Below are 26,821 nucleotides of genomic sequence, written 5' to 3'. Positions count from 1 at the left end.
CCCTGTCAATTGTCAGTTGTCCAATTGGGCTATTAAGTCTTTTTCACATCTGTTTTTTAAACTAAAAAAAATATAAAGGTTCCGAAGAACCTTTATATTTCAGCGCTTTTAACACATACAATTCTGTTTTTGTTATAAATCACTCCCACGTTTGCGGAATGCCCCAATAGAACACTGTGCCGTCGTCAAAGACGAGGTATTCAAAAGCGTCATCCTTATAAGCGCGCGCCGACTGGCGAATGGCCTCGACACCGGCCACTGCGTTTTTCCACTGTCTGCCCGTCTTGAGAAGGGGCTCCAGTGCATGGGCGTCACTTGACGGCTCAAGTACGGCCTCAAAGTCTCCCAGTGATTCTACAGGCACTTTGAAATAGCCAAACGTCTTGTTGCTGTCCACATCCGAAACATTGTACACATCTACCGCCACTTTAGGAAGCACCTCTGGAATCCAACCGCGTTCAATCATCCCCGTTGCCGACGTGTAGTCCGGGTAAGCCGTTTCCGACGTCGTATCTAAAAATTTCACAAATGCCGTTAGCGCGCCAGCGAGCAGCAATACCCCGACGGCCAAAGCCACCAATGTTTTTTTCATCGTTGTCATGATGTCACGTTCCTTTCTATAATGCATTACAAAATAAATAACAAACCCTAGGTAAAGCGGCATTAAAACAATCAGCCCCCGAACCGGCAGCGATGCCTTCGGAAGCTGTGACGCCGCGTAAATTTTCGCCGCTAGATAAAGTCCTAAAAAAAGCAGACCCAGCTTAAGCATGGTGTTCACCTCCTTTTCTAATGAGACCGTAGGCGCCGGCCAAACCACCTACAGCGTAAAAAAGAGCGAGGCCTATTGTCAACTGCAGATGAGAAGACAAAGAAGCCACATACAGCACGCCCGCCATGCCAGCGACTGTAGAAGCCCCCATAAAACACAGCGCTGAAACGTGTAGCCTATTCCGCCTTTTTTCCGCACGAGCCAATACGCGCCGCACCAGTGCCTCATCCGGCGTCATGGCTTTATGCGCCTCGACACTTTCTGCAAGCACTGTTTCGAGGTTCAACAGTTCCTTCATAAAGCACTCCTTTCCAGTAGGGTTTTCAGCTGTTTTTTCGAGGCATACAGCCGCGACTTAACGGTTCCCACGGGGATATTCAGAATCTCGGCGATTTCGTCGAGCCTTACTTCTTCAAAATAGTACAGCAAAACAACTATTTTATACTTTTCATCAAGGGTTCGGACAGCTGCAGTAACCGCTTCTTGAGAAGCCTTTTTAAACACCGCTTCCTCAATGTCCGCCGATGAATCCACAGCCTTTTCAAGCGCCCTATCTTGCGCCTCAGTGTCGTAAAAGGGCATCAACCGCTTGAGCCACCGCTTTTTCTTGTTGTAACCGTCCCTATAAGTGTTGATGCAGATGGTGTACAGCCAATTTTTAACCGTCTTGTCGTCCACGGCAACGCGTCCCTGTGCGCTGTAGGCTTTTAGAAACGTTTCCTGAAACAGATCGTCTGCCTCGTGCGCATCTTTAGTAAGCTGTCTACACAGCCTGTATATCGGCTCTTTGTAATAGAGGAGCCATGTTTCAAGATTCAAATCCTCACCTCCACTTAGACTATACGAGTGTGAAGCCAAAAGGTTCAGTTTTTTTTACCCATTTTTCACACTAGCGTTGCATAAAACTTAATCAATAGCAAAAGAACAATAAATAACAATAATGTCTATTAAGGGGTTTAAAATCAATAAAAAAGTCCTTATACTAGATTCATGGAGCACACATAGATGGTCTCGCACAAATCTAATACAAGGAACACAACATCTATATTATATGAAATTTAAGACCATTGGTAAAGTACTTGAACCCCTAAATTCAAAAAAAGTTAAAAATATCATCAAAACGAATAACTGTGATGCTTATGCCAAGAAGTTAACGACTCAAAACCTAATCAAACTCTTTGTCACCGCAAACCTGAAAGAACATGATGGCCTCAGAGCCATCTCAACGGATCTGCTGTTTGATGACAATTATCAGAGGTATCTTAAACTAGATTCTATAAGCCCTTCCCAGCTCTATAGACGACTGTCAGCTCTCGATACATCTGTGCTCCAGAACATCTTCACGCATCTGGTGTCACAGCTTCACGGGCAGTTTGAGAGCGCCCAGTTGAATGAAGATACATTGGCACTGAATATTGTTGATGCCAGCGTTATCACAAAAGCATTAACGGGCATGGCGTGGGCGAAGTACCAAAAAACAAAAGCGGGTGTCAAATTACATCTCGGCCTTCGCTATTATGGTGAAAACGCACTTTATCCAAGTAAAGCCACTGTCACTGGCGCAAAAGAACATGATGTGAGTGAAATGCTCAGCGTGACGGATTTTACACCAGGCGTCATCAATGTTTATGACAGAGGCTATGTGGATTACGATCGCCTAGATCAAATCCACGAAGCTGGTGGTTGTTTTGTCGTTCGCATGAAGAGCAACTCTGTGACATGGGCGAATACGCGCTATGATAATCCAAAGGGCGTTCTTTACGCCTCAAAAGGCCCTGTGGGTTCAGGCAGCAAAAAGACTAGGCATGAATACCACTATATTCAGCAAGCAGATGATGACGGAACTATTTATCACTTTTTGACAAACGTCCCTGACCTTGAAACCGACACAGGGCTCTGTTTTGAAGACGTCTGTAATCTCTATAAACTCAGGTGGAAAATTGAACTCTTTTTCAAATGGCTTAAACAGCATTCTAAAGTCAAGCATTTCTTTGCGACTGATGAAGTCGGCGCGGTAAACCAAATTTACCTTTCGCTCATTCTCTACTGTCTACTCGCTCTGTTTAAGCAAAACCTGAGAACAGACGCACCACTAAACAAGATCAGGGTTGCTATAAGAGCAAGTCTTTACAGTACTTTTGAAAGTTTCAAACGAAAGATTATGAGGCTCAATCCTTTTTAGATTAATCTATCCATATGTGGCTCCCATCACTGTGCAACGAGACTGTCTGCTTAGAGTCAGCTTTTTTTCATTAGTAGAATCGACAGGGTTACATTTTTATCCTTATAAAGCGTAATATGGATTTGCTCTAGATTTGTAGTTGAGTTTATGCAACGCTAGTGCATTTTTCAATAAATCGTTTTTTCTAATTCCATATATGTAAAATTCAAGGGTTTTCTGGCACAAAAGAACCGTCCCCTAAAGAGACGATTCCAATTTTTCAAGCAACATCACCTTCATCAACTGATGTGGAAATGTTGCTTGACCAAATGATATTTTCTTTTGCGCCCTATTCAACACGACGTCAGAAAGGCCCAACGAACCGCCGATAACAAAGACCATTGGCCGATGCCCTTCTAGGCGAAGGAGCCTTTCAAATTTTTCGTCGGTCAGGCGCTCACCGTCTATTGCCAGCGCCGTCACAAAGGCCCCTGTCTCAATCTTATCCAAAATGCGCACGCCCTCCGCCGCCTTAATAGCCACCATCTCCTTGTCGCTCAAAGACTCCGGTGCCTTCTCGTCGGGGACTTCTATTAAAGCAACTTCGTGGCGCTTCTCGAGGGCTTTTTGAAAGGCCGCCACAGCGTCTCTAAAATACGCCTCCTTGAGCTTGCCCACTGAAATCACAGTCACCTTCACTCAGAGGCCCCCGTAAGGCGGTTCATATGGGCTTTAATAGCACGCGCCCAGTTCTTATCGGTGGCGTAACGCTGATTAATCGCCTCCATGCCGTAGCCGTTAAAGTAACTGCCGCCCTCTGTGAGGTACGCTCTCGACAAGTTCTCCGCCACCTTTTCCACACCGGCCGCCATAGAGGAAAACGTCCGCGCACTGGTGTACGGCGTCTGGTCGTAGGCGCCGTAACCGAACAGATTGTTCTTATCCCGGGCAATTGGACTGGAACCGTACGCCGATTCGTGGGCGGCAAGTCCCGTTAAAAACCACGCGTTGATGCCGTATTTGGCTTCGGCGTCGACAAAGGCCTTACCCAGTCCCGCCATCTGCGTCCCCTTTAACCGCTCGTCGATTTCAGAAGCTGTGGCACCACTCTTGAGGCGCACGTCGTTATACACGGCGTCTACAGATGCCCCGCCGCCTTCTCGACTTGGCGTTGAAACCGCCTGTGTCGATGGCCTAACGCCCAACTTTTCAGACAAAATGCGATCAAAACGCGCTTTGGTTGTGGCGTAATTGCTAGATGTCTGAACAGACGGTACTTGAATATGCAATTTCTGTTGCAAATTGACTTTCATTTCCGGCTCCTTTAAACAAATGAGATGTCGTAAGACATTTCCGCCACATGTCCCACCGTTTGATAGATCGAACAGTATTCCGTCGCCAGTTGCATGGCTTGCTCCAGTCCCTTTTGCTTCTCGGCGTTTTCAACCGTCACCGACACATTGACCCATTTGAGTGTCGTCGGCACCGTTTCGCGCTTTTCCCCAGTGACGGTCATCGTCACCTTTTCAAAGCCGATGCGTTTCTTTTTCGCCACATCTAAAAACGTCGCGTAAAGGCAAGAGGCAAGCGCGCCAAACAACATGTCATAAGGGGCGAGCATCCCTTCTTCTCCACCTATTTTTGCCGTCGCCTTAGGCGCGGTCATTTCACCTTCAAAAGCGTTTTTAAACGCCAGTGTCACTTCTTTTTGCATCATATGAACTGCCTCCCGTTAGTATCATTTTGAGATTTTTTCTCGTTTTGAGACTTCTTTTGTTGTCTATCGTCTCAAAACGAGAAAATTCGTCTGGTTATCCTGCTTTTCGCGTTGGCATAAGTCTTGCACTTATTACCGGTAAAACCTATTGTAAAGGAGAAAACCCCCAATGTCACTTGAAACCGTTATTCTTAAAACCCTCGAAGCCGAGGTGCGCCCCGCCATGGGCTGTACAGAGCCCGTCGCCGTCGCCCTCGCCGTCTGCCGTGCCCGCGAACTCGCCGGCGCAGACGTCAACACACTGAAAAAGGTCACTTTGCACCTGAGTCCCAATGTGTTTAAAAACGCCTTAGCTGTGGGCATTCCGGGTACAGAGGAAGTCGGCATTCTCTACGCCGCTGCCCTCGGGTATATTATCGGCGAAAGCGCCGATGGTCTTGAGGTTTTTCAAAAAGTTCATTCAGACGCCATCCAACAGGCGCGCCAATTGATTAAAAACGGCCAAATCGCCATGCACATCAAAGACACCCAAGAAAAAATATACATTGAAGCCTGGGTCGACACGCACAGTGGCGAGCACTTCGGCCACACGGTCATCAAAGGGCGTCACGACCAGTTTATACTGGAGGAAAGCCATCTCGAACGCCGAGCGTTTGAAGAAGCCGCTTGTGCCGCCGGCGTCGACAACGCCCAATTGTTTGATACCCCCATTGTGGAGCTGTTACACACCATAGAAGCCCTCCCTGCCGAAGCCGTAGACTGGATGCTCGACGGCATTAAGATGAATCGAAAAGTGGCCGATGCCGGCCTTGCCAAACCCTCTGGCCTCGCTGTCGGCTACGTGCTCAACAGCAAAATCGCCGACGGCCTCCTGTCCAAAGATTTGATGCAATGGGCCATGGTACTCACTGCCGCCGCATCAGATGCCCGAATGTCCGGCGTTTCACTACCGGTTATGAGCAGCAACGGCAGCGGCAACAACGGTCTAACCGCTCTTCTGCCACTGGCCGCTTACGCCGATCTCTTCGACGTCTCAGACGAGCGCCTCGCCAAAGCGGCGGCGATGAGCCACATTGTCAACAGTGTCGTCAAGCATAAAATCGGCAGACTTTCCGCCCTGTGCGGTTGCGGTGTCGCCGCGGGAACAGGTGCCGCCGTCGCCCTCGCATGGCTTATGGGCGCAGACGACGCGGCCCTCGACGCCACAGTACAAAACATGATCGCCAACACCACCGGGATGGTGTGCGACGGTGCCAAAGTGGGTTGTGCCCTAAAACTGGCCACAGCGGTTCAGTCCGCTATCCAGTCGTGTCTTCTCGCCACAGAGGGCATCGCCGTGCCTTCAGGCAACGGCATCGTAGGCGAAAATGCCGACAAGAGCCTCTACAACCTCGGCGTCTTATCCGACAAAGCCATGCCGACTGTGGACCACACCATGCTCGAAGTCATGCTCAATCAAGCTCATAACTTTTAATTTTGCGATAAAGCGTTGCGCGTCCTATGCCCAACGCTTTTGCCGCCTTCTCCACCCCGCTCTTGTCCGAGGCGTACAGCGCCAGTGTCCGTCGGATGGCCTCGCGTTCAATCGTTTCCAGTGTTTGTGGCGGCGCGGCCTCTGTAGTGTCGCCGTCACTTGTACGCTTTTCAAAATGCGACTGAAAATGTCTCGGCAAATGCGTGCAGTACATCTCGTCTCCCTCACACATGTTTACAGCGTACTCGACGACGTTCATCAACTCCCTGACATTGCCGGGCCACGGGTAGTGTTTAAACTTGTCGAGACAGGCCGGGTGGACATCTGTTACAGATTTTTCGAGCTTCGCGTTGCACACCCTGATAAAGTGGCGGACGAGCACTTCAATGTCCGTTGTCCGCGCTCTCAGCGGCGGTACCGACAGCGGTATGACGTTGAGTCTATAGTAGAGGTCCTGTCTAAAGGCACCTTCCAATACTTTTTCTTCTAAATTTTGATGTGTCGCGGCGATAACGCGCACATCTATTTTTATGGGGTGGATGCCTCCAATGGGGTCGATGACCTGCTCTTGAAGCACCCTCAGCAACTTTGCCTGCAAGTGTAAGGGCATATCGCCGATTTCGTCTAAAAACAACGTCCCCCCGTCAGCCAGTTGAAATTTGCCGGCTTTGCCACCGCGACGCGCACCGGTAAACGCCCCTTCTTCATACCCGAACAACTCGCTTTCCAGAAGCGTATCGGGAATCGCCGCACAGTTCACTGTAACAAAAGGCGCATTGGCGCGTTTGCTGGCGCTGTGAATCGCACGGGCAAAGAGCTCTTTTCCCGTACCGCTCTCGCCATCGATGAGAACAGTCGACCCTTGAAGCGCCACTTTATAAGCCATTTCCTTGACGCGATTTAGCGCTTCTGAACTGCCGATGATGGCATCAAAAGTGGTCAGTATACCATCTTGCGTCATGGCGTTCACCGTTTGCAGGACGGTCTCCAGCGGCGTTATGGTGAGGACATAGCCGCCGATACCCCCCTCGCTTCTAACCGGCGCCACATCGTAAATCCCCTTACAGCCGTTTGGAAAAGTCAAACGCTTGTTGCGCATGGGTTTAACAGACGCCAAGATGTCTTCTGTCTCGACAAACTCGTTCAAGTGCTTGCCTTCAATCCCCTTAAACAGTTTTTCAAACCGCTGGTTCTTACGGGTGATGACACCGTGAGCATCGGAGATGACGAAAGCACTTTCCATGGCGTCCATAGCCACTTTGAGCTCGGAAGCCAGGAGTCCCATTGCCTCACGCGCCGCTTGCTCTTTGAGTTTGGAGGCGATAAGTTCCGCCATCTTACTTAAAAAACGCATCAAATCCGCTTGATTTTCAATGAGCTTATGCCGTTGGTCGGGCATAAAGGCAATGAGGCCGATAACGCCCTTTACCCCGTCTTCAGTCACAATAGGACAGCACATTTCCGCGTGTTCCGAGCATTTGTCCTTGCACTCGCAGTCGAGACAAGCCTGATGCTCGCCGGGATTTTCTATGGTAAACGCCAAATCGTGGTCCAGCGCATAGTGAAAAGCCGAGCGGGTACTGACCTTTCGACCGATGGTGTCTCGGTAGCGGCCAGTTCCCGCAATGCGTATCAAATCGTCGTCCACAATGGTGACGTCGATGTGAACGACGCTGGCAATGGCTTCACATACCGTTTGAACATCGCCGATAATTTTACTTAAACTCATGTACTCACTCCCATCAACAACATCATTTCATCTGCCCATTTAACCGATTCTTTATAGTACTCAAACAACGCTTCCGAGTTCATGTCAAGCGCCTTTGAGAGTTCATCCGCTTCATTAAAATCCGCTTGTTCGTAAGCGAGCAACAATTTGTACACCGGCGAAAGCTTCCCGCTGAAAGAGACGAGGGCGTCGCTAATGGTCTTCGGCAATGCCACCTTCGACATGGCTTCTTCCATAGAGACGTCGAGCATGGCATCTATGGTGCTGAAGAGTCCGAGCATCGACGCTTCGTACTTCCTGTTTTTAAAGACGCTGTGCGCTGCAATCAGCTCAGAGAACTTCGTGCGCATCAAGGACAACTTCATAAGTTCCCGAGGCTTTTCGCCACCGAGGTCTTGAATCATCAACACGTTGATCCAACGCTCCAACTCCTTGAGCCCAATGTACGTCAGCGCTTTTTTGATGCTGTACACGAGGTCGTCTCCGGCGCGCGAATGGATGATGCGCATTAAGCGGTACGCCATCTGCGCGTCCTTTTCAACAATTTCTGCGAGCACCTGATACGACGGCTCCTCTTTCTTCAATTCTGTAAGTATTTGCAAGTAGTTTGATTTGACCATTTTCTTAGCCGACGATTGTCCCACAATATGCGGCTTAGAAAAAAAGTAGCCCTGAAAGAGCTTAAAGCCCATTTGCTTGGCCCTCAGAAATTCCCCTTCTGTTTCAATTTTCTCAGCGAGGAGAATTTTGCCTTGTCTGATGGCTTCGCCAACGGTGGTTTCAATGCTCTCGAGCGGCGTCGCCATTAAATCAAACTTGATGATATCTGCCAGTGGAACCAGGGGGTAGAGTTGGTAATCTTCAATAAAATCGTCCAAGGCAATTTTGTAGCCTTTTTCTTTAAGCGTCAAAAGGCGTTCAATAAGGGCATCGTCTACGACGACGTCTTCGAGCACTTCGATAATCAATCGATCGGGCTCAATGATTTCCGGAATATCCATGCTTAAAAACGCCGCGTCAAAGTTGATGAACGCACGGTGTCCGCCGACAATCTCCTCTATACCCGACTCAAATAAACCGCCGATAACCGTTGCCGTGGCATAGGCAGAACTCTTGGCGTCGTAGCCGCCGGACCCTTTATCACCTCGAAACAATAATTCGTAACCGAAGACGTCGAGGCGCTCATTAAATATAGGCTGTCTTGCAATATACATTCTTTCCCCCGTGTTTGAAGACGGCATCGACTGCCGCCGTGATATGGTCACATCTTTTCTCGTAATGTACGTATTGTAAATTTTAAAAGGATCCATCATTCGTATACGACGGCCATAGAGCACATGATCAACTGTTTTTAGGACGTCCATGATACGAGCCTTTTTTTATTGTGAACCCTACAGGCTACTAAGCACCGACATCAAAAATGGTCTTAATCTCTAAAAATTCTTCTATGCCAAATGGCCCGCCTTCGCGGCCGATACCCGACTGTTTGTAGCCGCCAAAAGGTGCAGAAGCATCCCATTTTGCCCGGTTGAGTGTCACAGATCCCGTCTTGAGGCGTCTCGCTACGGCGCCCGCTTCTTCTACAGTGCCATAGACCGCTCCGGAGAGCCCATATGGGCTGTCGTTGGCAATTGCCACCGCCTCGTCTACCCCCTCGTAGGCCATCAGACAGATTACCGGTCCGAATATTTCTTCCCGCGCAATCTGCATGGCGTTGTGTACGCCGGCAAACACAACGGGCTCTACATAGTAACCGCCGTCCGGTGTCGTCGGAACAGCCCCCACCAACAACTCAGCGCCTTCCTCAATACCGATTTCAATGTAGCGCTTTACTTTATTAAATTGCTTTTCACTGGCGAGGGGGCCTATGTGTACACCCTCGTCAAAAGGATTGCCGACACAATAGCCGGCGGCTTTTTCAACTATTTTGGCTTTTACCGCTTCCATAAGTGACGCCGGCACCAAAAAACGGGTCAAAGCCGCACAGGTCTGTCCTGTGTTTAAAAAACACGATCCGAGAACACTGTCCACTGCGAGGTCGATATCGCCACTTTCGAGGAGCACCGCTGCCGATTTGCCTCCCAGTTCAAGGGAGAGCTTTCGAATGCCGTCAATGGCACATTTTCCCACTTCTCTTCCACCGTCGGTAGAACCGGTGAAGGAGACCATATCGACGTCACTGTGGCCGGCCAAAGCGTTCCCAACTTCACCACCGCGCCCGGTTACGAGGTTGAACACCCCTGCCGGCAGATGTGCCGCTTCAAAGGCCTTAGCCAGATAAAAAGCGGAAAGCGGCGTGATTTGAGACGGTTTTAAAACTACCGTGTTTCCACAGAGCAACGCCGGAATAACCTTTTGCATCACCTGTCCCAGCGGATAGTTCCAAGGGGTAATACAGGCCACCACCCCAATGGGTTCACGTACTACGCGGAACTTGGGAAACTGGCTTTCAAAAGCGACGTCGTCGATAATTTTCAAAAAGTGCTCAAACCGCTTAATAGGACCCACGACATGGGCTTGACGCGACCAGTTCAATGGTGCGCCGAGTTCTTGTGCCTCCAGTGTCACCAGCGCCGACTCATACGTCTTAAACGCCGACAGCGCCGCTTCTAAAACCGCTTTTCGCTCGGCGAGCGGTGTCGTCGACCACTGGTCAAACGCCCGCTTTGCAGCTGCAACTGCCGCATCCACATCGGCGGCACCGCCTCTGGGCACACTGGCGATAACCGACTTGTCTGCGGGGTTCTCCACGGCGATGGTATCGGGGTTCACAGCGGTGCACCACTGTCCGTCTATATAAAGCTTATCGTACATTCTAACACCTCTCTTCACTAATTTGGCTTCTCAATTTTGTTGTTACTATTGTAACACAACTCGTCTCGTCATTCCTATAGAAGGACACGAACAACCCTTTCTTTCGCCCATACAACAGAATTGGTTTATCTGTATAAACTATATGGATTCAAGCACCTCGTGTCCGACAAACAAAAGGCGGCCCAAAGGCCGCCTTTATATTTAAGATAGGTATCGAAGCTTAACTTTGCAAACTTCTTAAAACTAACTTTCAAAACTTTTCATTTGAGGCAATCCCATGACCTAAGCCCGGATTGACTTACCAACACTAAACAAAAAAGGTTTCAAACTATTTTCATTCTACTTTTGGATCATCAACGGTAATTCTTATAGTGCTTGTACACCGAAGAAGCCTAAAATGCAGGGCCTCTGAGTTAAAACTTACTTTTAAAACGTTCTTCAATACCTATCTATTGCACTGATACCCCTTTGGGCGCATCGAAAACACTTTTTTGAAAATTCCCGCTTGTATTTTTATTTTTTTTATGCTATCCTCAAAAGTGACTAAGTAAAACCGTAATTAGGAGAATTTTTATGAGTGGGGTCGTTCTAAACGCATAATTAAAGATTGGGACTATACAGGTGACCTACAGGATAGGTTTTTTCGTCGTACCTGTGTTCCCAGCTGACGTTTAGAACACAACCTACGCTATTCTTCTATCTATTTTTGATTGATTGCAAGCAGTAGACCGTGTGTCTGCTGCTTTTTTGACGTTTAAATTTAATTTTTTAACTAAAAAGGAGATTATCCCCAATGGACAATACCCATACAAAAAAAATGCTGGACTGGGCACATATTACCGATAAACTGATTGAAAAAGCGGTTTCTGAAGAAGCCAAAGTCAAACTTAAACACTTAGCCCCTGTAGAGGACCTCTACCTCATAGAAAACATGCAGGCGGAAACCACTGAGGCGCGACGCCTCGTGGATCAAGCCTCAGGCGTGCCGCTCCACGGCTTATCCGGCGTGGGCAACACACTGGAAAAAATAAAACGAGGTGAAGTGCTGAGAGCCGGTGATTTTTGGTTCTTAGCCACTTTCATCAAAGACTGTACGCGTATGAAGCGCTATATGTACGGGAAAGAAAGCGATGCGCCCAAAGTCAGCAGTTACGCCTTGAGCATCGATGTACTCGACGCCCTCTATGCGGCGCTGTCCGAGAGCGTCTACCACGACGAGGTACTCGACTCGGCCTCTCAAGCCCTTGCTAAAATCAGGCGCAAACGCGCTAAAACCGAACAGGACATTAAGAACAAACTTCAAGGTTACTTAGTCGACAACCGCTACCAAAACGTCCTCTCTGAGACCGTTATTTCTCAACGGGACGGCCGCTACGTCATTCCGGTTAAAAGCGAGCACAAAAAGCACGTCGGCGGTCAGATACTGGACCGTTCGCGTTCCGGCGGCACGCTGTTTATCGAACCGGCGGGAATAAAGAAATTACACGACGCCTTGAGCGCTCTAAGAATTCAAGAGGAAAGTGAAGTCTACCGCATTTTGTCGGAACTCTCTAACGAAGTGGCCGCCGACTTGCCGGCGCTCTCTCTCAACTACGAGTGTATGGTTACCTACGATGTGCTCTTTGCTAAGGCCAAGTTGTCTAAGCAGATGAACGCCACGGCGCCGGCTGTAAATACGCAGGGCCTCATCGCCATAAGAGCCGGACGGCACCCGCTTCTAGGCACCGATGCAGTACCGCTGAACCTCACACTTGAGCCGACGTGTCACAACCTCGTCATCACCGGTCCAAACACCGGCGGCAAAACCGTCACCATGAAAACTGTGGGGCTCTTTTGCATGATGGCCCAATCCGGACTTCACCTGCCGTGTGATTGCGGAACCACTTTGCCCATCTTCAGCCGTATTCTATGCGATATCGGCGACGGACAAAGCGTTGAACAAAACCTCAGTACCTTTTCGTCACACATCACCAACATCAACCGAATTCTCGCCGAGGCAGATGACAAGACCCTGGTCATCCTCGATGAAATCGGCTCCGGAACAGATCCGAGTGAGGGCATGGGCATCGGCATCGCCGTCTTGGAAGCCCTCGAAGCAAAGGGGGCTTATATCCTCGCCTCGACGCACTATGGGGAAATCAAGCGTTTTGCCTCTGAGCACCCGAAGTTCGTCAACGGGAGCATGGGCTTCGACATCGAGACTTTGAGCCCACTGTATCAGCTGACACTTGGCGCGGCCGGCGAGAGCAGTGCCCTCCACATCGCCCTTAGACTCGGCATGCCCAAAGACATGATCGAGCGGGCTCACGAACTGGCGTACAACGCCAAAAAGCGCTATAAGGCGCCTGTGATTGAAGCGCCAAAACGTGCTGCACAGCCGCCAGCGCCAAATGTCACCACTGAACCGACTGCTTCAAAAGCGGTGCAGAAGTCTGTCTACGCGCCAAAGAAAAAGCCGAAGTTCGCCGTTGGCGACAACGTCTGGATTCACACCATGAAGCGCTCGGGGATTGTCGTCGAAACCGAAAACAGCAAAGGCGAGGTCACCGTTCAAGTGCTGGGGAAAAAAATCAAAGTCAACCACAAACGCCTGTCTCTCAACATCAAAGGTGACGCACTTTACCCAGACGCCTACGATATGGACATTGTCACCAAATCCAAAGATGAACGGAAAACCCGAAAGGCCCTCTCAAAAGGCAAGAAAGACGTGGTTTTAGAAAGTTGACAAACGCCTGAAAACAGGCGTACACTAAAGGCACAACTCGTCGAAAGGAGGTCTGCAATATGAAACTCAACACATCTGCAAAATGGGCGGGGCTGACGGCAACTGCCGGCGCCTTTATTCTCTATGGCGTCATCGTCCTCACGACCCCGGTGTCGTTTACCTTAAAGGCGCTTGTCCTAATCGGCCTTTTAGGCGCCGTCTTTACAGTGGGCTGTTCTGCACTTATGAACGCCATGCGGTACAAATCGTAAAGCCGCCTTTCGACATCGACGTCTTTGGTGTCATCTAAAAAAGAGGGGTGATCCGTCACCCCTCTTTCCCATACTTATCCACATCTTGTCACTCTTCCTTGAGTTCAACCACCTGCCGTTTGTCTGTTCGCCCTTTTTTCAGCATATCGATGCCCATATAGACGGCGCTTATGCCGAAGACAAACCAAAATGTCACAAAGCGCAGAACCAGTGCCAGCGCCATGCCCACATCAGGCGTCACGCCAAAGGGCATGAGCAAGAAGACCACTGCGGCCTCAAATGAACCGATGCCACCGGGCAAAAGCGGCACCATGCCGATCATGTACGTCAAGTACGTCACCGCGCTAACCGTGGCAAAATCAAGGGGAACACCCAAAACGTATGCAATGTAAGCTGTTTTAATCGGAAACAACAGCCAGATGACGCAAGACGTGCCCAACTGCTGAACGAGAGCCACTTTGTCGGTGCTGAGTTGCGCAGTGGCCAATTGAAAGTGTTTGAAAAAGCCCTTGACGTGTACCTGTCGCCGATTTAAAAACGGTACTTTCAACAGCACCGCTTCCAGAACCTTCGGCGATTTCAGACAAGCGATAAGTAAAAACGCCGTGAGTACAACACAGATAAACCCGATAACAAGCGCGTGTTCGTACACCCTCGGTACTGAAGCCCGCCAGGCAAAGACGAGCAGGCTTCCTGTACACAAAATGGCAAAAACCAGTGAAGAGAGCGCTTTTTGTGTAGCCACCACAGCGGCAGATGCCCCGCCGGTCAAACCGACTTTTTCCTTGAGCAACACCACTTTGTAGGCTTCGCCACCGGCTTTTACAGCCGGCGTAACGCATTCGACAAAGGTGCCCGCCAAATTGATGGTAAACATCTGCCAAAAGGGCATCCGCACCCCAAGCTGTGCCGCAATGCCTCGCCACTGAAAGGCAATTAGCAAAAGCGTCATCACTTGAAGCGCACAGACGACAACGAGGTGCGCCGGATTGAAACCTCGAATGCCCGAGAGGACATTAGGCCAATCCGTCTGATAGAGCAGTGCGGCGACTGCCGCCAGCCCGATGCTGTACAGCACATGGCGTTTTTTCATATTCTCGTCCCTCTTCCTTTATCAAAAGATGCGTCTCGCTCCACCAGTCTGCCGACGCCTGTATCGACGCCGTACACCGTGCGCAAGCGCGCTCATCAATTTCCGCATAGAGCCTCTTAAAACGGCACTTGGGGTTTCGAACGAGAACCCGCGTCCCTCTGCGCGCTGTGCGAAGCACCGCCTCCACCACTTGCTGGCGCGGCGACACCTGTTTCGCCACATGCACCACAGAATACGGCGCCGCCGTTATGTTTTCACCACACGCGTGTAAAACCGTCACTCTCGATTCGAGACCGAGGCCTCTTATGAGACAGGCCGCCTGCTGTACAGCGGACAAATCGTTGTCCACAACGGTCACCTTTGCCCCTGTTTGTCGGGCGATTTCAATGGCGGTACTGGGCACCGGCCCCCCGCCGATACAGAGTACGCAATCGTCGCTGTTGACGCCTCCCAATGCCGCTTCTCTTTGAACGAGCCTTCTATAATACCCGCGACACACCGCCGCTAAAAGCGGTTGCCGGCAGCACAGCCCTTCTATTTTCTGCGTGTAGATTCCTATCCATTTCATATGCCCCTCTTTTCTAATGCCTAAAGAAACAAACCGACGCCGTGGTTGATCAAGCCCCCTACGAGGAACGCAATGCCAATCGTCGACAAGGCGATTATCGTCGCGGTCTTCAGTTTAAACTCCTTGATGAGCACTGCAAACACCGATAGACACGGTAGGTAAAACAGTGCCACCACTGCGCCGACAACCATTTGAAGTGTTGTGAGTTCCATGTCGAGCAGCGGCATCACCGCAAGTTCTCTTCTGATGATACCGAGCATCAGCGACAGACTCGCTTCCTTCGGAAGGCCGAGCCACCCTTCTACGACGGGCTCAAGTGCACCGCCGATGACGTCTAAAAAGCCCGTTTCCGTCACCAGTGCCGCAAGGGCGATTCCCAGAAGCATCGGTACTTCCGCTTCCACGACAAAGTGTTTCATTCGCACCCAAATCTTTTTAAACAGAGCGCCGCGACTCGGCACGAGTAAGTTGGGAATCTCGAGGAGCATTTTGGCACTTTCGCCGGGAATCACGCGGTTCATAACCAACCCCGTGAGCACAATGGCGACAAAAGAAATGCCGTAAACCAGGAGCAACACCGCCAGCGACCGGTCGCCGAGCAGCGAAAAAAAGGCGCCTGACTGCGACGTACACGGCACTGCCAGCGCTACCATGGTACTTAAAATCAACCGTTCTCTATAGGCGTTGGAAGCCCGCGTTCCGAGAATCGCCGGGACGGCACAGCCGTATCCCATGACAAATGGGACGATGTTGCCACCGGGAAGCCCCAACTTTCGAAGGACGCCGTCGACGAGAACGCCGAGTCTCGGCAAGTACCCGCTGTCTTCCAAAAATGAAATCACCACGTAAAACAGAAGCACATAAGGCAAAATCAGAGCAAAAGGCCATTCGATGCCCTTGACGAGAATTCCGAACTCGCCGACCAATACGTTTTTAAGTATGCCGTCGTCGACGATATACGAGACCCCACGCGTCAGCAACGGCACGATGCCGTCGTTAATAATCGGCAGTAAAATCAGCGATCTCAACGCCTTGCCGCCGCCGACGACAATCCCCAGCGACGCAATGAGAATAAACACGGCGATGGGAATCCCCGGCCACGGTTTAATCATGGCGTCACCCAATCGATCTGCCCGCGTGCGCTTTACCGGTTTAACCTTCTGTGACGCGGCACAGATGGCTTCGGCTCGCGCCCATCGCTCTGAAGGCGATTCTTCCTGAGTGACCGCTTTCGGCGCCTGCTCACAGGCATCAACTGCTGCTTTTACCAAGGCTTCAAGGCCTTCGTTTCTCACGGCCACTGTCTCTACAACCGGCGCCCCAAGCGCCTTTGAAAGGGCCTTTAAATCCGTTTCAATCCCCTGCCGACGGGCGACATCTGATAAATTCAGCGCGTAGACCATCGGTAGACCGTACGCCTCAACTTGAAGCGCGAGGTCGAGGTTCCGCTCGAGATTGGTGGCGTCTAAAACGCAAATCACCGCATCGGCACCTTGTGTCAGCATTTCCACAGCGACTTCTTCCGCTTGTGAAAGGGCGTCGAGACTGTACGTCCCCGGGACGTCGATCAGCGTCACCGGCGGCTCCACCCCTTTGATTTTCCCCTGTGTATACGAAACCGTTGTGCCGGCGTAATTGGCTGTCATCACTTCCATGCCGGTCAACTTTGAAAACACGACGCTCTTCCCCACATTGGGGTTCCCCATAAGCAGCACACTCAAGGTGCTTTTGTCGCGCTTGTAACACTTTGATTCCACGTTGTGGCAGTTCATCTTATGTCACACTCCTCACTTTGATTTTTTCTGCGATGTGTTTGTCAATAGCAATGTTGCGATTGCGAAGTTTGACGACCACAGGTCCTCCAAACGGCTGACGCGTTAAAACCGTCACCGTCATCTGCGCCCTAAGGCCCAATGACTGCAAAAGCACCTCATCAGGTACTTCCAGCACCAAACAGGTTGTTTCTTTTCCCAATTCATATAAAGACATAGCCCCTCCAAAAGATAATGACTTTCATTTGCACAATTAGTTAAGATTATAACACTAGTTAAATTGATTATCAACCTCAATAAATATTTTTTATTTTAGACAAATTATTCTGGACAAATGTTTCTTTAACAGAGGTAAAAGGCACGGCGTTTGGCATAAAAAAACCGCTTTGGAGACAGGTGCTCTCCAAAGCGGTTGTAAAATTCTATTGAGTTTAGCGCTTTATCATATGAATCGGTTGATCGACGGCGCCGTGTGCGGCTTCCATCACGATTTCAGATAGGGTCGGATGCGGGTGAACCGTCTTCGCCACATCGTGAACCGTCCCTTCCAGTTCCATGGTCACTGCCGCTTCGGAAATCATATCCGTCGCGTGCGATGCCACAATGTGAACCCCGATGACTTCGCCGTACTTCTTATCGTGAACAATTTTCACGAAACCGGTGGTCTCGCCTTCTGCCATGGCTTTGCCGTTGGCACTAAGCGGGAATGTGCTCGTTCCCACATCGTAACCGGCTTCTTTGGCCTCATCCTCGGAATAGCCGATGACGCCGACCTCAGGGAAACTGTAGATACAAGACGGCACCTTCTTGTAATCAATGGTGGTCTTGTTGCCCAGAATGGCCTCTACGGCCACCAGCGCTTCTGCCGACGCCACATGCGCCAGCATCATCTTGCCGCACATATCGCCGATGGCGTACACGCCGCTGACGTTGGTGCGCATATGGTCGTCCACTTCGACGCCCTTCTTGCCCGTCTTTATGCCAAGTTTTTCAAACCCTTTGAGGTTCGGGCTTCTGCCGAGACTGGCCAAGACGTAGTCCCCGTCGACGGACAGCTCTTTGCCGCCCTTCTCATAGACCACTTTTGCACCGTCGACGCGTTTCAGCGATACGCCGGTCTCTATGGCCACACCGATTTTTTTAAGATGGCGCTGCATCACGTCGCGCACATCTTTGTCGAGCATTTTTAAAATGGTGTCCGAACGCTGAAGAATTGTGACCTCTGTGCCCAGTGTGCGGAAGAGGGTCGCGAACTCGACGGAGATGACGCCGCCGCCGAGAATCGTCAAGCGCTTCGGTTGTTCTTTAAGTTGAATGGCGCCGGTGCTGTCGATGACTTTCCCCGCCTTCATGGCCTCTTGTATCCCCGGAATATCCGGTACTTTTACAGAGGACCCCGTGGCGAGAATCAGATGCTTTGTCGACAATTTGTCTTCGCCCACCACCACGGTCTTCGCGTCTAGGGCTTCTCCAAAGCCCCTGTACACGTCGACTTTATTGAATTTTAAAAGCTGTTCCACGCCGCCGACAATTTTATCGATGACCTTGCCTTTTCGGTTCATGAGTTTGTCCCAGTTGACCGTCGGTGTGGTGCCCGCCGGCAAGTCGATGCCGAACTCGGCGCTTTCCATAATTTCCTGATACACTTTGGCGCTTCTCAACAGCGTCTTCGTCGGAATACACCCGTAGTTGAGACAGACGCCTCCGACTTTATGTCCTTCTACAAGTGCGGTTTTCAGACCTTGCTGGGCGGCTTTAATCGCCGCCACATAGCCGCCTGGCCCACCGCCTATTACAATGACATCATACGATTTCATAATACGCCTCCTTCAGCTTCTGTCTAACGTAATAAGAGTAAATCCGGATTTGCGAGCAACTGCTTGACTTCGCCGACAAATCGGCCGGCGTCAGCACCGTCGATAATGCGGTGGTCAAAGGACAGCGATACCGGTAAAATGCTTCGGATGACGATTTCATCGTCGACGACAACCGGCTTCTTCACAATGGCACCGACGCCTAAAATACCGGCTTCAGGGTGCTTGATGACCGGAACGCCGAAGCTCGCGCCCACAGCGCCGTAATTGGTAATGGTAAAGGTTCCGCCCGACAGCTCGTCGAGGGTCAAGCGCTTCTCTCGCGCTCTTTCGCTGAGATCTTCTATGGCTTCCGCCAGTTCGAAGATGCTCAGGCGGTCGGCGTTTTTAATCACCGGTACGAGTAAGCCGTCTGGCGTATCTACGGCGATACCGATGTTGAAGAAGTTCTTCAGCACAATTTCATCAGTGGTTTCATCCAGCGATGCGTTGAGGTATGGGTAGGCCTTGAGCCCTTTAATCATCGCCTTGATAAAGAACGCGAGGTACGTCAGCTTAATGCCCTGTGCCTGCGCCGTTTCTTTGACACGGCTTCTAAACGCCACGAGGTCGCTGACGTCGATTTCGTCCATAACCGCCGTATGCGGAATTGAAAACTTCGAAAGCGTCATATTCTGAGCGATGGTTTTTCTGAGCATGGTCATCGGTACGCGCGTGGTGCCCTCCGTCTCCGGTACAGCGTGTTTGCCGCCTACCGGCGGTTTTGCCACTTCCGTTTGCGGTTTAGAAGTCGACTGCGATTGACCGGCATCTGCAGCGCGCTGAATATCCGCTTTCATAACGCGTCCCTGCGGCCCGGATCCCTCGATCTTTTGAATATCCACACCGAGGTCCTTGGCCATCTTCCGCGCTACCGGCGTCGCCAAAACTTTCTTGCCCGTGGCACTTGCCTTTTTGCTCTCGCCGATTTCGTTGCTGGAAGCGATGACTTCCGACGAGACTTCAATCGCCCCAACCACAGAGGTACTGCCGTCTTCCCCGGCGGTCTCCGTCTCCCTCGGCGCTTCGCTAGACGCCTCTACAGGCGCTGAACCGTCCAGTGGTACCAGGTCCTCGCCCTCGGACATATTCGAGCGCTCACCGGGTTGCCCGTCGTCGATAATACAGATGACTTGACCGACATTCACCCCATCGCCTTCGCCAAATTTAATTTTTTTCACGGTGCCGTCAACAGGTGACGGAATTTCCGCGTTAACTTTATCTGTTTCGAGGGTAAAGAGGGAGTCGCCCTCTTTGACCTCGTCGCCTTCGCTAAAGAAATGCTTGAGGAGCACACCTTCGTGTATGCCCTCGCCGATGTCTGCAAATTTTACATGAAACATATGAACCTCCTAAAATTCGAGTACAGGTTTAAGTTCTTGAGCAATCCAGTCTGCATTCGGTACATAGTAGTGCTCGCCCTTTGGAAGCGGTACAATGGTATCGATGCTGCCGATTCGAGTCGGCGGTGCCTCGAGGGATAAAAACGCCCCTTCGTTGACGATGCTCATGAGCTCGGCCCCCGGACCGAAACTGGTGGCCGCTTCGTGTACCACTGCAAATCTGCCGGTCTTCTGAACCGACTCGATAATGGTGTCTTTGTCAATTGGCGAAATCGTTCTCAAGTCGATGAGCTCGATGCTGTGGCCCTCTTTTTCAAGCTTTTCAATGGCCTTTTGCGTTTCGCGCACCATGGCGCCCCAAGTGACCACTGTGAGGTCGCTGCCCTCTTTGACAATTCGGGCTTTGCCAATTGGAATTGTGTAGAATTCCTCCGGTACTTCCTGCTTAAACGCCCTGTAAATGCGCTTAGGCTCCATAAAGATAACCGGATCGGGGTCGTTGATTGCCGCGAGCAATAGGCCCTTGGCATCGTATGGCGTACTCGGCACAACCACTTTTAAGCCCGCCGTGTGCGCAAATAAAACCTCGAGGCTCTCAGAGTGGTGCTCGAGCGCTCTAACGCCGCCGCCATATGGCATACGGATGACCATTGGCACGGTGTAAAGGCCTCTGGTTCTGTTGCGCATACGCGCTGCATGTGTGACGATTTGGTTAAATCCCGGGAACATAAAGCCCGAAAACTGCATTTCAACCACCGGCTTTAAACCGTTAATGGCCATACCGATACCGGAACCGACGATTGACGACTCCGCGAGAATACTATCAAAACAGCGCTTTTCGCCGTGTTTGGCCTGTAGGCCCTTAGTTGTTCTAAACACACCGCCTTCAAAACCGACGTCTTCGCCAAATACCACGACGCTGTCGTCCTCAGTCATGGCGACGTCCATAGCGTTATTTAATGCCTCTACGAGATTAAGTACTAACATTTACTTGCCCTCCTTTTGAAAAAATGCTTTCTTCTTTTGATATTGCGCTTCGAGTAGCGGTGTTCTTTCAGCATAAACGTAGTCGAATACGTCTTCAATGTCGACGACACCTTGTTTTTCTATTTCTTCAAAGACTTCTTTAACGAATTGGTTGCGTTCTTCGGTGTAAGCGTTTTCTTTTTCTTCATCCCAGATGCCCTCTGCCATAAGGTATTTTCTAAAGCGGTCGATAGGGTCCTTGTCGCGCCATGCATCGACTTCTGAATCGTCGCGGTAAACGGTCGGGTCGTCTGAGGTGGTGTGAGCCCCCATGCGGTAAGTGTAGGCCTCAATCAAGGTCGGTCCGTCGCCGCCGCGCGCTCTGTCCACGGCTTCTTTTGTGACGACGTACATGGCGAGAACGTCATTGCCGTCTACTTGATACCCCGGAATACCATAGGCGAGAGCCTTTTGGGCGAGGGTTTTGGTCATACTTTGAATGCCTCTGCGCGTAGAGATGGCAAATTGGTTGTTTTGAATGATAAACACATTTGGCGTCTTCTTAACCGCTGCAAAGTTCAGCGCCTCGTGGAAGTCGCCTTGGCTCGTACCGCCGTCGCCGACATAGGCCAGTGCAATATCGCTCTCACCTCTGTACTGGCTCGCATAGGCGAGGCCGGTGGCGTGCTGCATTTGAGAGGCAATCGGCACGGAAACCGGAAGCATCTTGACATTTTCCGGCATGTGCATGCCCCACTCGTTTCCAAACCAGTAGAGGAAGATGTTCTTGAGCGGTGCGCCTTTGTAAAGCCAAACACCGAGCTCTCTAAACGACGGTGCCACCCAGTCGGTTTTCTCAGCAGCTGCTATGGACCCCACTTGGGCGGCTTCCTGCCCGAGGTTCGGCGCATAGGTAAGCATACGCCCTTGTCTTTGATACTGTAGGGTCTTTTCATCAATAATGCGGCTAAAGCGCATGGTCTTGTACATTTCAATCAATTTTTCTTCTGAGAGCTCCGGCAAAAGCTCCGGTCTTACCACTTTCCCGTCTTTGTCGAGTATCTGAATCATGTCGTCTTTAAGTGGGTCATAATTTTCTAAAAACATACGTTACCTCCTAAAATGATTGTTCTCCAAGTGATGAACCACGGTGGGTTCAAGCACACCACTAGGTATTATTTTCCCGGATTTCACACTTACAATCCGGTTGTCGTCTGCTCTGTAGTCAAACGACGGCGTCTGTCCAAATGTCCATTCCCAAGTCTTCAAGTCTTCTGCCATTTGGTCGATATGTGATCGGTGACGCTCAAAGAGCTCAGCGTCTTCCAATACGTCGGCGTCGTAACCGGCCGCTTTGTAATAAGTGTCCACAATGGCGTTAATCATCTGTGACACTGTTAGCGACGGCACATACGCGTTTAAGTTCATCACCGGACTGGAAACTGAGGCGACGGATTTCATGTTGGTAAAGCGGCTCAAATGCTCGGGATCCTTTGCTTTGAGCAACCCTTTGATGGCTTCGAGATCCGCGCCGATTAAAAGTGTGCCATGGTGCATTCTCCTTTTACCCTTTAAGTAAAAGGCATTCCCAGAAATTTTTTTATCACAACACAGAAGGTCTTTGCGGTTTGACAACGCCAACGGTATGCCAAGTTTCTTTGCCGCATCGATAACCATTTGAAACTGTGCTGCCTCATCGTATTTTTGATGGTGCTTAATAAAGGAAAAATTAAGATTGCCTTCGTCGTGATAGACGGTTCCGCCACCGGAATAGCGTCTGAGAATCGGAATATTCTGTTGTTTTGCTTGTTCGATGTCGATTTCACGCCAAGGATTTTGATTTCGGCCGAGCACAAAGGCCGGCGCGTTGACCCATAGCATTAAAATAGACTCATAAGCTTCATACGCTTTGAATAGAGTCATTTCAATGGCGTGGTTCAAAAAAGGGTCCTTGTGCGGCGAAAGGTATACCAACGACTTTCCCATAAAGTTTTCACCTCGCTTGTTATTCTTTCTATACCCGAATAAGCTTTTATAAACACATCTAGTTGATAATTATTTTCATTAAGAAAATGTAACTAAAGGGGACGGTTCTTTTGTGCCAGAATCAACTAGTTTTTTCCATATTCGTTCACTGGCCGCGACGCTATCAGCAGGCGCCTTTTTGAGGCGATACGCCCAAAAGAACCGCCTTGTGCACTGCTGCTACTCACCAGATAGTTGTCTCGATCCCCTCTTTGCTCGACGCATGCAAAGGCTTCGATTTATGCGCATGAAAAAAGGCGACCGTTATCAGTCACCTTTTACTGAATCGATAGAGACTAGGCCACAACCCGCCTTTGTCGATTCGCACTTCCATTATTTAGTGTTTCTTGGCACAAAAGAACCGTCCCCCCTGGCGATTACCGCTGCACCGACGGCACCCACAAACTGCGCCATATCATGTGTTACTACCGGCACGCCGAGGTATTTTTCAAGTGTGCCCTTCACCACGGCGCTCTGAGCCAAACCACCGCTGAAGAAAACCTTGTCGCCTACGGCGACGCGCCTTGCAAAATTAGCCGTCCGCTTGCAGATGGAGTCCACCACGCCCATGGCAATGGCGCCCCGCTCCTTGCCCTCGGCGAGGAGTCCGATAATTTCGCTTTCGGCAAACACCGCGCACATGCTGTTGATGGGCTCGGGCTCGACGCCGTCAATAAGGCCGTCCAGCTCCAACAGGTCTTTGTGCAAGATCCGCATCATCACTTCCATAAAGCGACCGGTGCCGGCGGCGCATTTGTCGTTCATCAGGAAATCCTTTACGCCGAAATCGCCGTCCAGTGCAATCACCTTGCTGTCCTGCCCGCCAATGTCCACCACAGCTTTTACGTCTGGGGCGAGAAACCGCGCGCCCTTGGCGTGACAGGTAATTTCAGTCACCGCTTTGCTTCGGGCATCCAGCAGTTCTCTACCGTAACCGGTAGTCACCACCACCGCATCGTCGTCTCCCTTTAATGTCGAATAGACCGTCTCGATAGTCTGTCTCGGATTGTAGCTTGTGGGTAAAAGCATCGTCTGAACGATTTTATCCCCACAAATCACAACCCCTTTTGTCGTAGTCGACCCCGAATCAATACCGATGGCTTTCATCATTACAACATTTCCACAAATGCCGCCATACGGGTGTTTAACTGGCCGATGTCAGAAGTTGAGTAGTCGGTTTCAACACTGGTGTACGCCACGTTTTTCTCAGAGTTGCAAAAGCGTTTAATGCTCAGCGTCTCAATGGCGTAAGTGTGGCAAGCTTGAAGCACCACGTCTACAACGCCATCCACTTCGTATAAGTCTATTGCGCGAGACAACAGGTCTAGTCGGTTGTTGTTCGGCGTCATACACGAGCAACCGATGTTCAGATACTTCTCGGCAAGTGCCTCGTACACGTCCGGGTTGCTTTCATCTACCAAATCTTCTATCGCCTTGGCACCCATGCAGTTTTCAAAGAACACCACATGCGCTCCATTGTCTTCGATGGCCTTAACCACTTTTTCAGTGACGCCGCCAATTGGACAGCCTGTAATCAGTACGCGTGGCTTTTTGTCGAGTTTTTTGCCCGCTGCGTAGTCTTCGAGCACTTTGTCGGTTAGCGCTTCGACTTCTTCGATATTTGCAGCGCGGTCGAATTTGAAAGTCGTGCCGTAGAGCACTTTTAAGATGTCTTGGCCGCTGATGGCCGGTGGGTTCAATTGACCGAGACTGTAAAAGCGTTTGAGTGCTTTGCGCTCTTTATTTTTAAGCTGAATGGCTTCTCTGATGGCGTCTTCGGTAATTTCTTTGCCAAATTGAGCCTCTAATACGTCTTTCAATCGAATGATTTCGTTTTTCCACAGGGTAAACGCGTCGTCGCCGATTTGTGTGTTCGGTAGCTGCATCACGTGTACCGGTTTGATTTCGCCTAAGTATTCGTACATTTTCTTTTTCCCGTCACAAGTGGTTTCGCCCACCACGATGTCGGAAAAATAGAAGTAAGGGCACTTGTCTGTTTTACCGAAACCGTAGCTGGATTTAATCAGCGGACAGAGGTTTCTCGGTAAATCTTCTTCGGCGGCGCCGATGGTCTCGTCTGATGTGGCACAGAGCGATACCACTGCCGCACCCATTGCAAGAGGCAATTCTTGGGGCATGTACGTACAAAATGTGCCCACCATTGGAACATTTTCTTCCTTTAACGCTTTGGCTGTTAAAAATCCGTTTTTGCGAGCTTCCGCAAATTGATCAAATATGTCTGGTAACGCCTTTCTTAACTCCATAGTTTTCCTCCCATTTTACATGAACAGTTGTTAATCCTCATGTTCTATACTATGTTAAAACGACAACAAAGTCTAATCGGCGTTGTTTATGTTTTTAGAGATATTATAACGCATTTTTATACCCATAAAAAATGCCGCCGTGGAGGCGACATTTCTTTATTGTGCGTCTTAAAAGCGCAGCTTGATTAAATTTTTGTCCTGTGAGAACGTTATAAAGTTGTACATAAACAGCACGTCGTCATAGGGTGCTTTCATCAGCTCGGTAACGGTGCCGTTGAAGTAGCGCAAGTCGACGATGTCCACTTTTGCATAGTGCTGTGCGGCATAAGGCAGAAAGCTGTTGGCGTACGAATCTTTAAACACCAGCAAACGGCCTTTGGCGTCAGGCGCTTTGTTCTCGAGGGTAAGGAGCGGCGGGTTGTTGTGCAAGAACAGGCCGTACTTGTCGCGCCCCTTTGTGAAGGACAGGTCGTAAATCGACGACGGCATTTCGTCACCTATGGTAACCGTATAGGCTTCTGACAGCGCGGCGTCGTAATACAAGGTGTCCGGTGCGCTGTTAAACCGTTTGGCAGCTGAGAAAAACGTCCCGTAAAAATCCGGCACCGATTGGATGGTCTCCGGGGTAAAAGGAACCGGCGAGGCGCCAATGGCGTTCGCATAAGTCGCATACCCCGTGTAGGCGCCGTAAAGAGACCAGTGGTGGTCGGTTTTGAAATAGAGCGGCATTTCAGCCCCCCTTGCCGCCTCCAGCGGCTCGTATAGGTCGATTATTTGAACCCGAGGACCGAGTTTCTCGGCGTTGGTCGCCATCACCGCCTGCTGATCGACATTGTAAAGGCCCTCAGGGACTTTATCGCTCAGCACCGCATAAGAGTTCGGCGCGAGGGCAAAACGCACTGTCGCGTCGGTGTACCGCTCAGAAAACGCCTTGATTTCAACGAGGTTTTTCTGATAGTGCACCGGGACCTCGAGGAACTTGTTAAACAGGTAACCGTCTTTGCCGAAGACGATGTCGTTGTTCTCCTTTTTTAAGAGGATGCGTTCAGCGGAAGACTTGACTTTCATCCACGTCTCTCTAAACACAAACTGGTCGTCCACATAGGCTTCGTAATCCGCTGTGTACTTAGCCGAAAAAAGCGCTTTAAGCGAAAAATTCGGCCGGGTCTTCAGATAGCGGTTCTCCATATCTGAAAAGGCGACGGTTTCCCCAGTAACGTCGAGTACGAAGAGCAAGAGCAGTACCACGGCAAACGCCCAAAAGAGCAGGTGTTGTTTTTTTATTTTCATAGGC

At 50.4% G+C, this 26,821-nt stretch carries 25 protein-coding genes; 4 read left to right on the top strand and 21 right to left on the bottom strand.

Translation table 11 applies throughout. The features are described from left to right. Window positions 1-139 precede the first annotated feature (139 nt). The 3 genes from ACR6HW_RS11425 to ACR6HW_RS11415 are packed head-to-tail and all read right to left on the bottom strand — an operon-like array spanning window position 140 to window position 1,591. Entirely contained in the window at window positions 140-772 is a 633-nt protein-coding gene (locus ACR6HW_RS11425) for a hypothetical protein (RefSeq protein WP_455727856.1), read from the bottom strand. Further along, window positions 765-1,070 (bottom strand): hypothetical protein, encoded by a 306-nt coding sequence (locus ACR6HW_RS11420; protein WP_455727855.1) that lies wholly within the window; start codon window positions 1,068-1,070, stop codon window positions 765-767. Before ACR6HW_RS11420 ends, ACR6HW_RS11425 begins: the two co-directional genes overlap by 8 nt. Further along, window positions 1,067-1,591: a sigma-70 family RNA polymerase sigma factor gene (locus ACR6HW_RS11415; protein WP_455727854.1), complete on the bottom strand. Its 525-nt coding sequence runs from the start codon at window positions 1,589-1,591 to the stop codon at window positions 1,067-1,069. Before ACR6HW_RS11415 ends, ACR6HW_RS11420 begins: the two co-directional genes overlap by 4 nt. Window positions 1,592-1,823: 232 nt before the next feature. Here ACR6HW_RS11415 and ACR6HW_RS11410 point away from each other — a divergent pair, with 232 nt between their 5' ends. After that, window positions 1,824-2,954: an IS4 family transposase gene (locus ACR6HW_RS11410; RefSeq protein ID WP_455727853.1), complete on the top strand. Its 1,131-nt coding sequence runs from the start codon at window positions 1,824-1,826 to the stop codon at window positions 2,952-2,954. Between the two features lie 237 nt (window positions 2,955-3,191). Here the strand turns inward: ACR6HW_RS11410 and ACR6HW_RS11405 are convergent, their stop codons facing one another. Genes ACR6HW_RS11405 through ACR6HW_RS11395 form a run of 3 tightly spaced genes read right to left on the bottom strand, consistent with a single transcriptional unit; the run spans window position 3,192 to window position 4,650 of the window. Next, on the bottom strand, window positions 3,192-3,632 hold the full coding sequence (locus ACR6HW_RS11405; RefSeq protein WP_455727852.1) for a 23S rRNA (pseudouridine(1915)-N(3))-methyltransferase RlmH: 441 nt from the start codon (window positions 3,630-3,632) through the stop codon (window positions 3,192-3,194). Next, window positions 3,629-4,246, bottom strand: coding sequence for a glucosaminidase domain-containing protein (locus tag ACR6HW_RS11400; RefSeq protein ID WP_455727851.1), 618 nt, complete (start codon window positions 4,244-4,246; stop codon window positions 3,629-3,631). Before ACR6HW_RS11400 ends, ACR6HW_RS11405 begins: the two co-directional genes overlap by 4 nt. 11 nt (window positions 4,247-4,257) lie before the next feature. Next, entirely contained in the window at window positions 4,258-4,650 is a 393-nt protein-coding gene (locus ACR6HW_RS11395; RefSeq protein ID WP_455727850.1) for an OsmC family protein, read from the bottom strand. A 169-nt stretch (window positions 4,651-4,819) separates the two neighbouring features. Between ACR6HW_RS11395 and ACR6HW_RS11390 the strand changes: the two genes are divergently transcribed. Further along, entirely contained in the window at window positions 4,820-6,124 is a 1,305-nt protein-coding gene (locus ACR6HW_RS11390; protein WP_455727849.1) for an L-cysteine desulfidase family protein, read from the top strand. Here the strand turns inward: ACR6HW_RS11390 and ACR6HW_RS11385 are convergent. The 3 genes from ACR6HW_RS11385 to ACR6HW_RS11375 are packed head-to-tail and all read right to left on the bottom strand — an operon-like array spanning window position 6,102 to window position 10,667. Next, window positions 6,102-7,853 (bottom strand): sigma-54 interaction domain-containing protein, encoded by a 1,752-nt coding sequence (locus ACR6HW_RS11385; RefSeq protein ID WP_455727848.1) that lies wholly within the window; start codon window positions 7,851-7,853, stop codon window positions 6,102-6,104. The genes ACR6HW_RS11390 and ACR6HW_RS11385 overlap by 23 nt on opposite strands. Then, window positions 7,850-9,217 (bottom strand): EAL and HDOD domain-containing protein, encoded by a 1,368-nt coding sequence (locus ACR6HW_RS11380; RefSeq protein WP_455727847.1) that lies wholly within the window; start codon window positions 9,215-9,217, stop codon window positions 7,850-7,852. The genes ACR6HW_RS11385 and ACR6HW_RS11380 overlap by 4 nt, the downstream gene beginning before the upstream one ends. A 37-nt stretch (window positions 9,218-9,254) precedes the next feature. Next, a complete protein-coding gene (locus ACR6HW_RS11375; protein WP_455727846.1) occupies window positions 9,255-10,667 on the bottom strand; it encodes an aldehyde dehydrogenase family protein in 1,413 nt (470 codons plus the stop codon). A 793-nt stretch (window positions 10,668-11,460) separates the two neighbouring features. Here ACR6HW_RS11375 and ACR6HW_RS11370 point away from each other — a divergent pair. Both ACR6HW_RS11370 and ACR6HW_RS11365 read left to right on the top strand, forming a co-directional pair. Continuing rightward, window positions 11,461-13,392 (top strand): endonuclease MutS2, encoded by a 1,932-nt coding sequence (locus ACR6HW_RS11370; RefSeq protein WP_455727845.1) that lies wholly within the window; start codon window positions 11,461-11,463, stop codon window positions 13,390-13,392. A 59-nt stretch (window positions 13,393-13,451) separates the two neighbouring features. Then, window positions 13,452-13,643 (top strand): hypothetical protein, encoded by a 192-nt coding sequence (locus ACR6HW_RS11365; protein WP_455727844.1) that lies wholly within the window; start codon window positions 13,452-13,454, stop codon window positions 13,641-13,643. 88 nt (window positions 13,644-13,731) lie between these two features. Here the strand turns inward: ACR6HW_RS11365 and ACR6HW_RS11360 are convergent, their stop codons facing one another. The 12 genes from ACR6HW_RS11360 to ACR6HW_RS11305 all read right to left on the bottom strand — a co-directional run bounded on the left by ACR6HW_RS11360 (window position 13,732) and on the right by ACR6HW_RS11305 (window position 26,817). Then, entirely contained in the window at window positions 13,732-14,736 is a 1,005-nt protein-coding gene (locus ACR6HW_RS11360; protein ID WP_455727843.1) for a lysylphosphatidylglycerol synthase transmembrane domain-containing protein, read from the bottom strand. Next, entirely contained in the window at window positions 14,660-15,304 is a 645-nt protein-coding gene (locus tag ACR6HW_RS11355; protein WP_455727842.1) for an SAM-dependent methyltransferase, read from the bottom strand. Before ACR6HW_RS11355 ends, ACR6HW_RS11360 begins: the two co-directional genes overlap by 77 nt. 20 nt (window positions 15,305-15,324) lie before the next feature. Continuing rightward, window positions 15,325-17,076 (bottom strand): FeoB small GTPase domain-containing protein, encoded by a 1,752-nt coding sequence (locus ACR6HW_RS11350; protein ID WP_455727841.1) that lies wholly within the window; start codon window positions 17,074-17,076, stop codon window positions 15,325-15,327. 1 nt (window position 17,077) lies between these two features. After that, on the bottom strand, window positions 17,078-17,293 hold the full coding sequence (locus tag ACR6HW_RS11345; RefSeq protein WP_455727840.1) for a FeoA family protein: 216 nt from the start codon (window positions 17,291-17,293) through the stop codon (window positions 17,078-17,080). A 214-nt stretch (window positions 17,294-17,507) separates the two neighbouring features. Further along, window positions 17,508-18,893: a dihydrolipoyl dehydrogenase gene (lpdA, locus tag ACR6HW_RS11340; RefSeq protein ID WP_455727839.1), complete on the bottom strand. Its 1,386-nt coding sequence runs from the start codon at window positions 18,891-18,893 to the stop codon at window positions 17,508-17,510. Between the two features lie 23 nt (window positions 18,894-18,916). Beyond that, window positions 18,917-20,272, bottom strand: coding sequence for a dihydrolipoamide acetyltransferase family protein (locus tag ACR6HW_RS11335; protein WP_455727838.1), 1,356 nt, complete (start codon window positions 20,270-20,272; stop codon window positions 18,917-18,919). Window positions 20,273-20,281: 9 nt separating this feature from the next. Continuing rightward, complete coding sequence (locus tag ACR6HW_RS11330; protein ID WP_455727837.1) at window positions 20,282-21,259, bottom strand: alpha-ketoacid dehydrogenase subunit beta; 978 nt, start codon at window positions 21,257-21,259, stop codon at window positions 20,282-20,284. Continuing rightward, entirely contained in the window at window positions 21,260-22,345 is a 1,086-nt protein-coding gene (gene pdhA, locus ACR6HW_RS11325; RefSeq protein WP_455727836.1) for a pyruvate dehydrogenase (acetyl-transferring) E1 component subunit alpha, read from the bottom strand. It lies immediately after the preceding gene. 3 nt (window positions 22,346-22,348) lie between these two features. After that, window positions 22,349-23,224 carry a lipoate--protein ligase family protein gene (locus tag ACR6HW_RS11320; RefSeq protein ID WP_455727835.1) on the bottom strand — a complete coding sequence of 292 codons (876 nt, stop codon included), beginning with the start codon at window positions 23,222-23,224 and terminating at the stop codon, window positions 22,349-22,351. A gap of 372 nt (window positions 23,225-23,596) precedes the next feature. Further along, window positions 23,597-24,373, bottom strand: coding sequence for an acyl-CoA dehydratase activase (locus ACR6HW_RS11315; protein WP_455727834.1), 777 nt, complete (start codon window positions 24,371-24,373; stop codon window positions 23,597-23,599). Next, on the bottom strand, window positions 24,373-25,527 hold the full coding sequence (locus tag ACR6HW_RS11310; RefSeq protein ID WP_455727833.1) for a double-cubane-cluster-containing anaerobic reductase: 1,155 nt from the start codon (window positions 25,525-25,527) through the stop codon (window positions 24,373-24,375). The genes ACR6HW_RS11315 and ACR6HW_RS11310 overlap by 1 nt, the downstream gene beginning before the upstream one ends. A gap of 168 nt (window positions 25,528-25,695) precedes the next feature. Then, the gene (locus ACR6HW_RS11305) at window positions 25,696-26,817 is read right to left on the bottom strand and encodes a DHHW family protein (RefSeq protein ID WP_455727832.1); all 1,122 of its coding nucleotides are present in this window, start codon (window positions 26,815-26,817) and stop codon (window positions 25,696-25,698) included. Window positions 26,818-26,821 lie beyond the last annotated feature (4 nt).

The sequence above is a fragment of the Fusibacter sp. JL298sf-3 genome (assembly GCF_053842995.1).
The sequence above is the reverse complement of the archived record's forward strand: the minus strand, read 5'-3'. Positions and strand labels throughout refer to the sequence as shown.

Bases quoted from the DNA above. Each gene is read 5' to 3' on its own strand.
- ACR6HW_RS11425 (WP_455727856.1), bottom strand. From the start codon at position 772: ATGCTTAAGCTGGGTCTGCTTTTTTTAGGACTTTATCTAGCGGCGAAA.
- ACR6HW_RS11420 (WP_455727855.1), bottom strand. From the start codon at position 1,070: ATGAAGGAACTGTTGAACCTCGAAACAGTGCTTGCAGAAAGTGTCGAG.
- ACR6HW_RS11410 (WP_455727853.1), top strand. From the start codon at position 1,824: ATGAAATTTAAGACCATTGGTAAAGTACTTGAACCCCTAAATTCAAAA.
- ACR6HW_RS11400 (WP_455727851.1), bottom strand. From the start codon at position 4,246: ATGAAAGTCAATTTGCAACAGAAATTGCATATTCAAGTACCGTCTGTT.
- ACR6HW_RS11395 (WP_455727850.1), bottom strand. From the start codon at position 4,650: ATGATGCAAAAAGAAGTGACACTGGCGTTTAAAAACGCTTTTGAAGGT.
- ACR6HW_RS11390 (WP_455727849.1), top strand. From the start codon at position 4,820: ATGTCACTTGAAACCGTTATTCTTAAAACCCTCGAAGCCGAGGTGCGC.
- ACR6HW_RS11385 (WP_455727848.1), bottom strand. From the start codon at position 7,853: ATGAGTTTAAGTAAAATTATCGGCGATGTTCAAACGGTATGTGAAGCC.
- ACR6HW_RS11380 (WP_455727847.1), bottom strand. From the start codon at position 9,217: ATGGACGTCCTAAAAACAGTTGATCATGTGCTCTATGGCCGTCGTATA.
- ACR6HW_RS11375 (WP_455727846.1), bottom strand. From the start codon at position 10,667: ATGTACGATAAGCTTTATATAGACGGACAGTGGTGCACCGCTGTGAAC.
- ACR6HW_RS11370 (WP_455727845.1), top strand. From the start codon at position 11,461: ATGGACAATACCCATACAAAAAAAATGCTGGACTGGGCACATATTACC.
- ACR6HW_RS11365 (WP_455727844.1), top strand. From the start codon at position 13,452: ATGAAACTCAACACATCTGCAAAATGGGCGGGGCTGACGGCAACTGCC.
- ACR6HW_RS11360 (WP_455727843.1), bottom strand. From the start codon at position 14,736: ATGAAAAAACGCCATGTGCTGTACAGCATCGGGCTGGCGGCAGTCGCC.
- ACR6HW_RS11355 (WP_455727842.1), bottom strand. From the start codon at position 15,304: ATGAAATGGATAGGAATCTACACGCAGAAAATAGAAGGGCTGTGCTGC.
- ACR6HW_RS11350 (WP_455727841.1), bottom strand. From the start codon at position 17,076: ATGAACTGCCACAACGTGGAATCAAAGTGTTACAAGCGCGACAAAAGC.
- ACR6HW_RS11345 (WP_455727840.1), bottom strand. From the start codon at position 17,293: ATGTCTTTATATGAATTGGGAAAAGAAACAACCTGTTTGGTGCTGGAA.
- lpdA (WP_455727839.1), bottom strand. From the start codon at position 18,893: ATGAAATCGTATGATGTCATTGTAATAGGCGGTGGGCCAGGCGGCTAT.
- ACR6HW_RS11335 (WP_455727838.1), bottom strand. From the start codon at position 20,272: ATGTTTCATGTAAAATTTGCAGACATCGGCGAGGGCATACACGAAGGT.
- ACR6HW_RS11330 (WP_455727837.1), bottom strand. From the start codon at position 21,259: ATGTTAGTACTTAATCTCGTAGAGGCATTAAATAACGCTATGGACGTC.
- pdhA (WP_455727836.1), bottom strand. From the start codon at position 22,345: ATGTTTTTAGAAAATTATGACCCACTTAAAGACGACATGATTCAGATA.
- ACR6HW_RS11320 (WP_455727835.1), bottom strand. From the start codon at position 23,224: ATGGGAAAGTCGTTGGTATACCTTTCGCCGCACAAGGACCCTTTTTTG.
- ACR6HW_RS11315 (WP_455727834.1), bottom strand. From the start codon at position 24,373: ATGATGAAAGCCATCGGTATTGATTCGGGGTCGACTACGACAAAAGGG.
- ACR6HW_RS11310 (WP_455727833.1), bottom strand. From the start codon at position 25,527: ATGGAGTTAAGAAAGGCGTTACCAGACATATTTGATCAATTTGCGGAA.
- ACR6HW_RS11305 (WP_455727832.1), bottom strand. From the start codon at position 26,817: ATGAAAATAAAAAAACAACACCTGCTCTTTTGGGCGTTTGCCGTGGTA.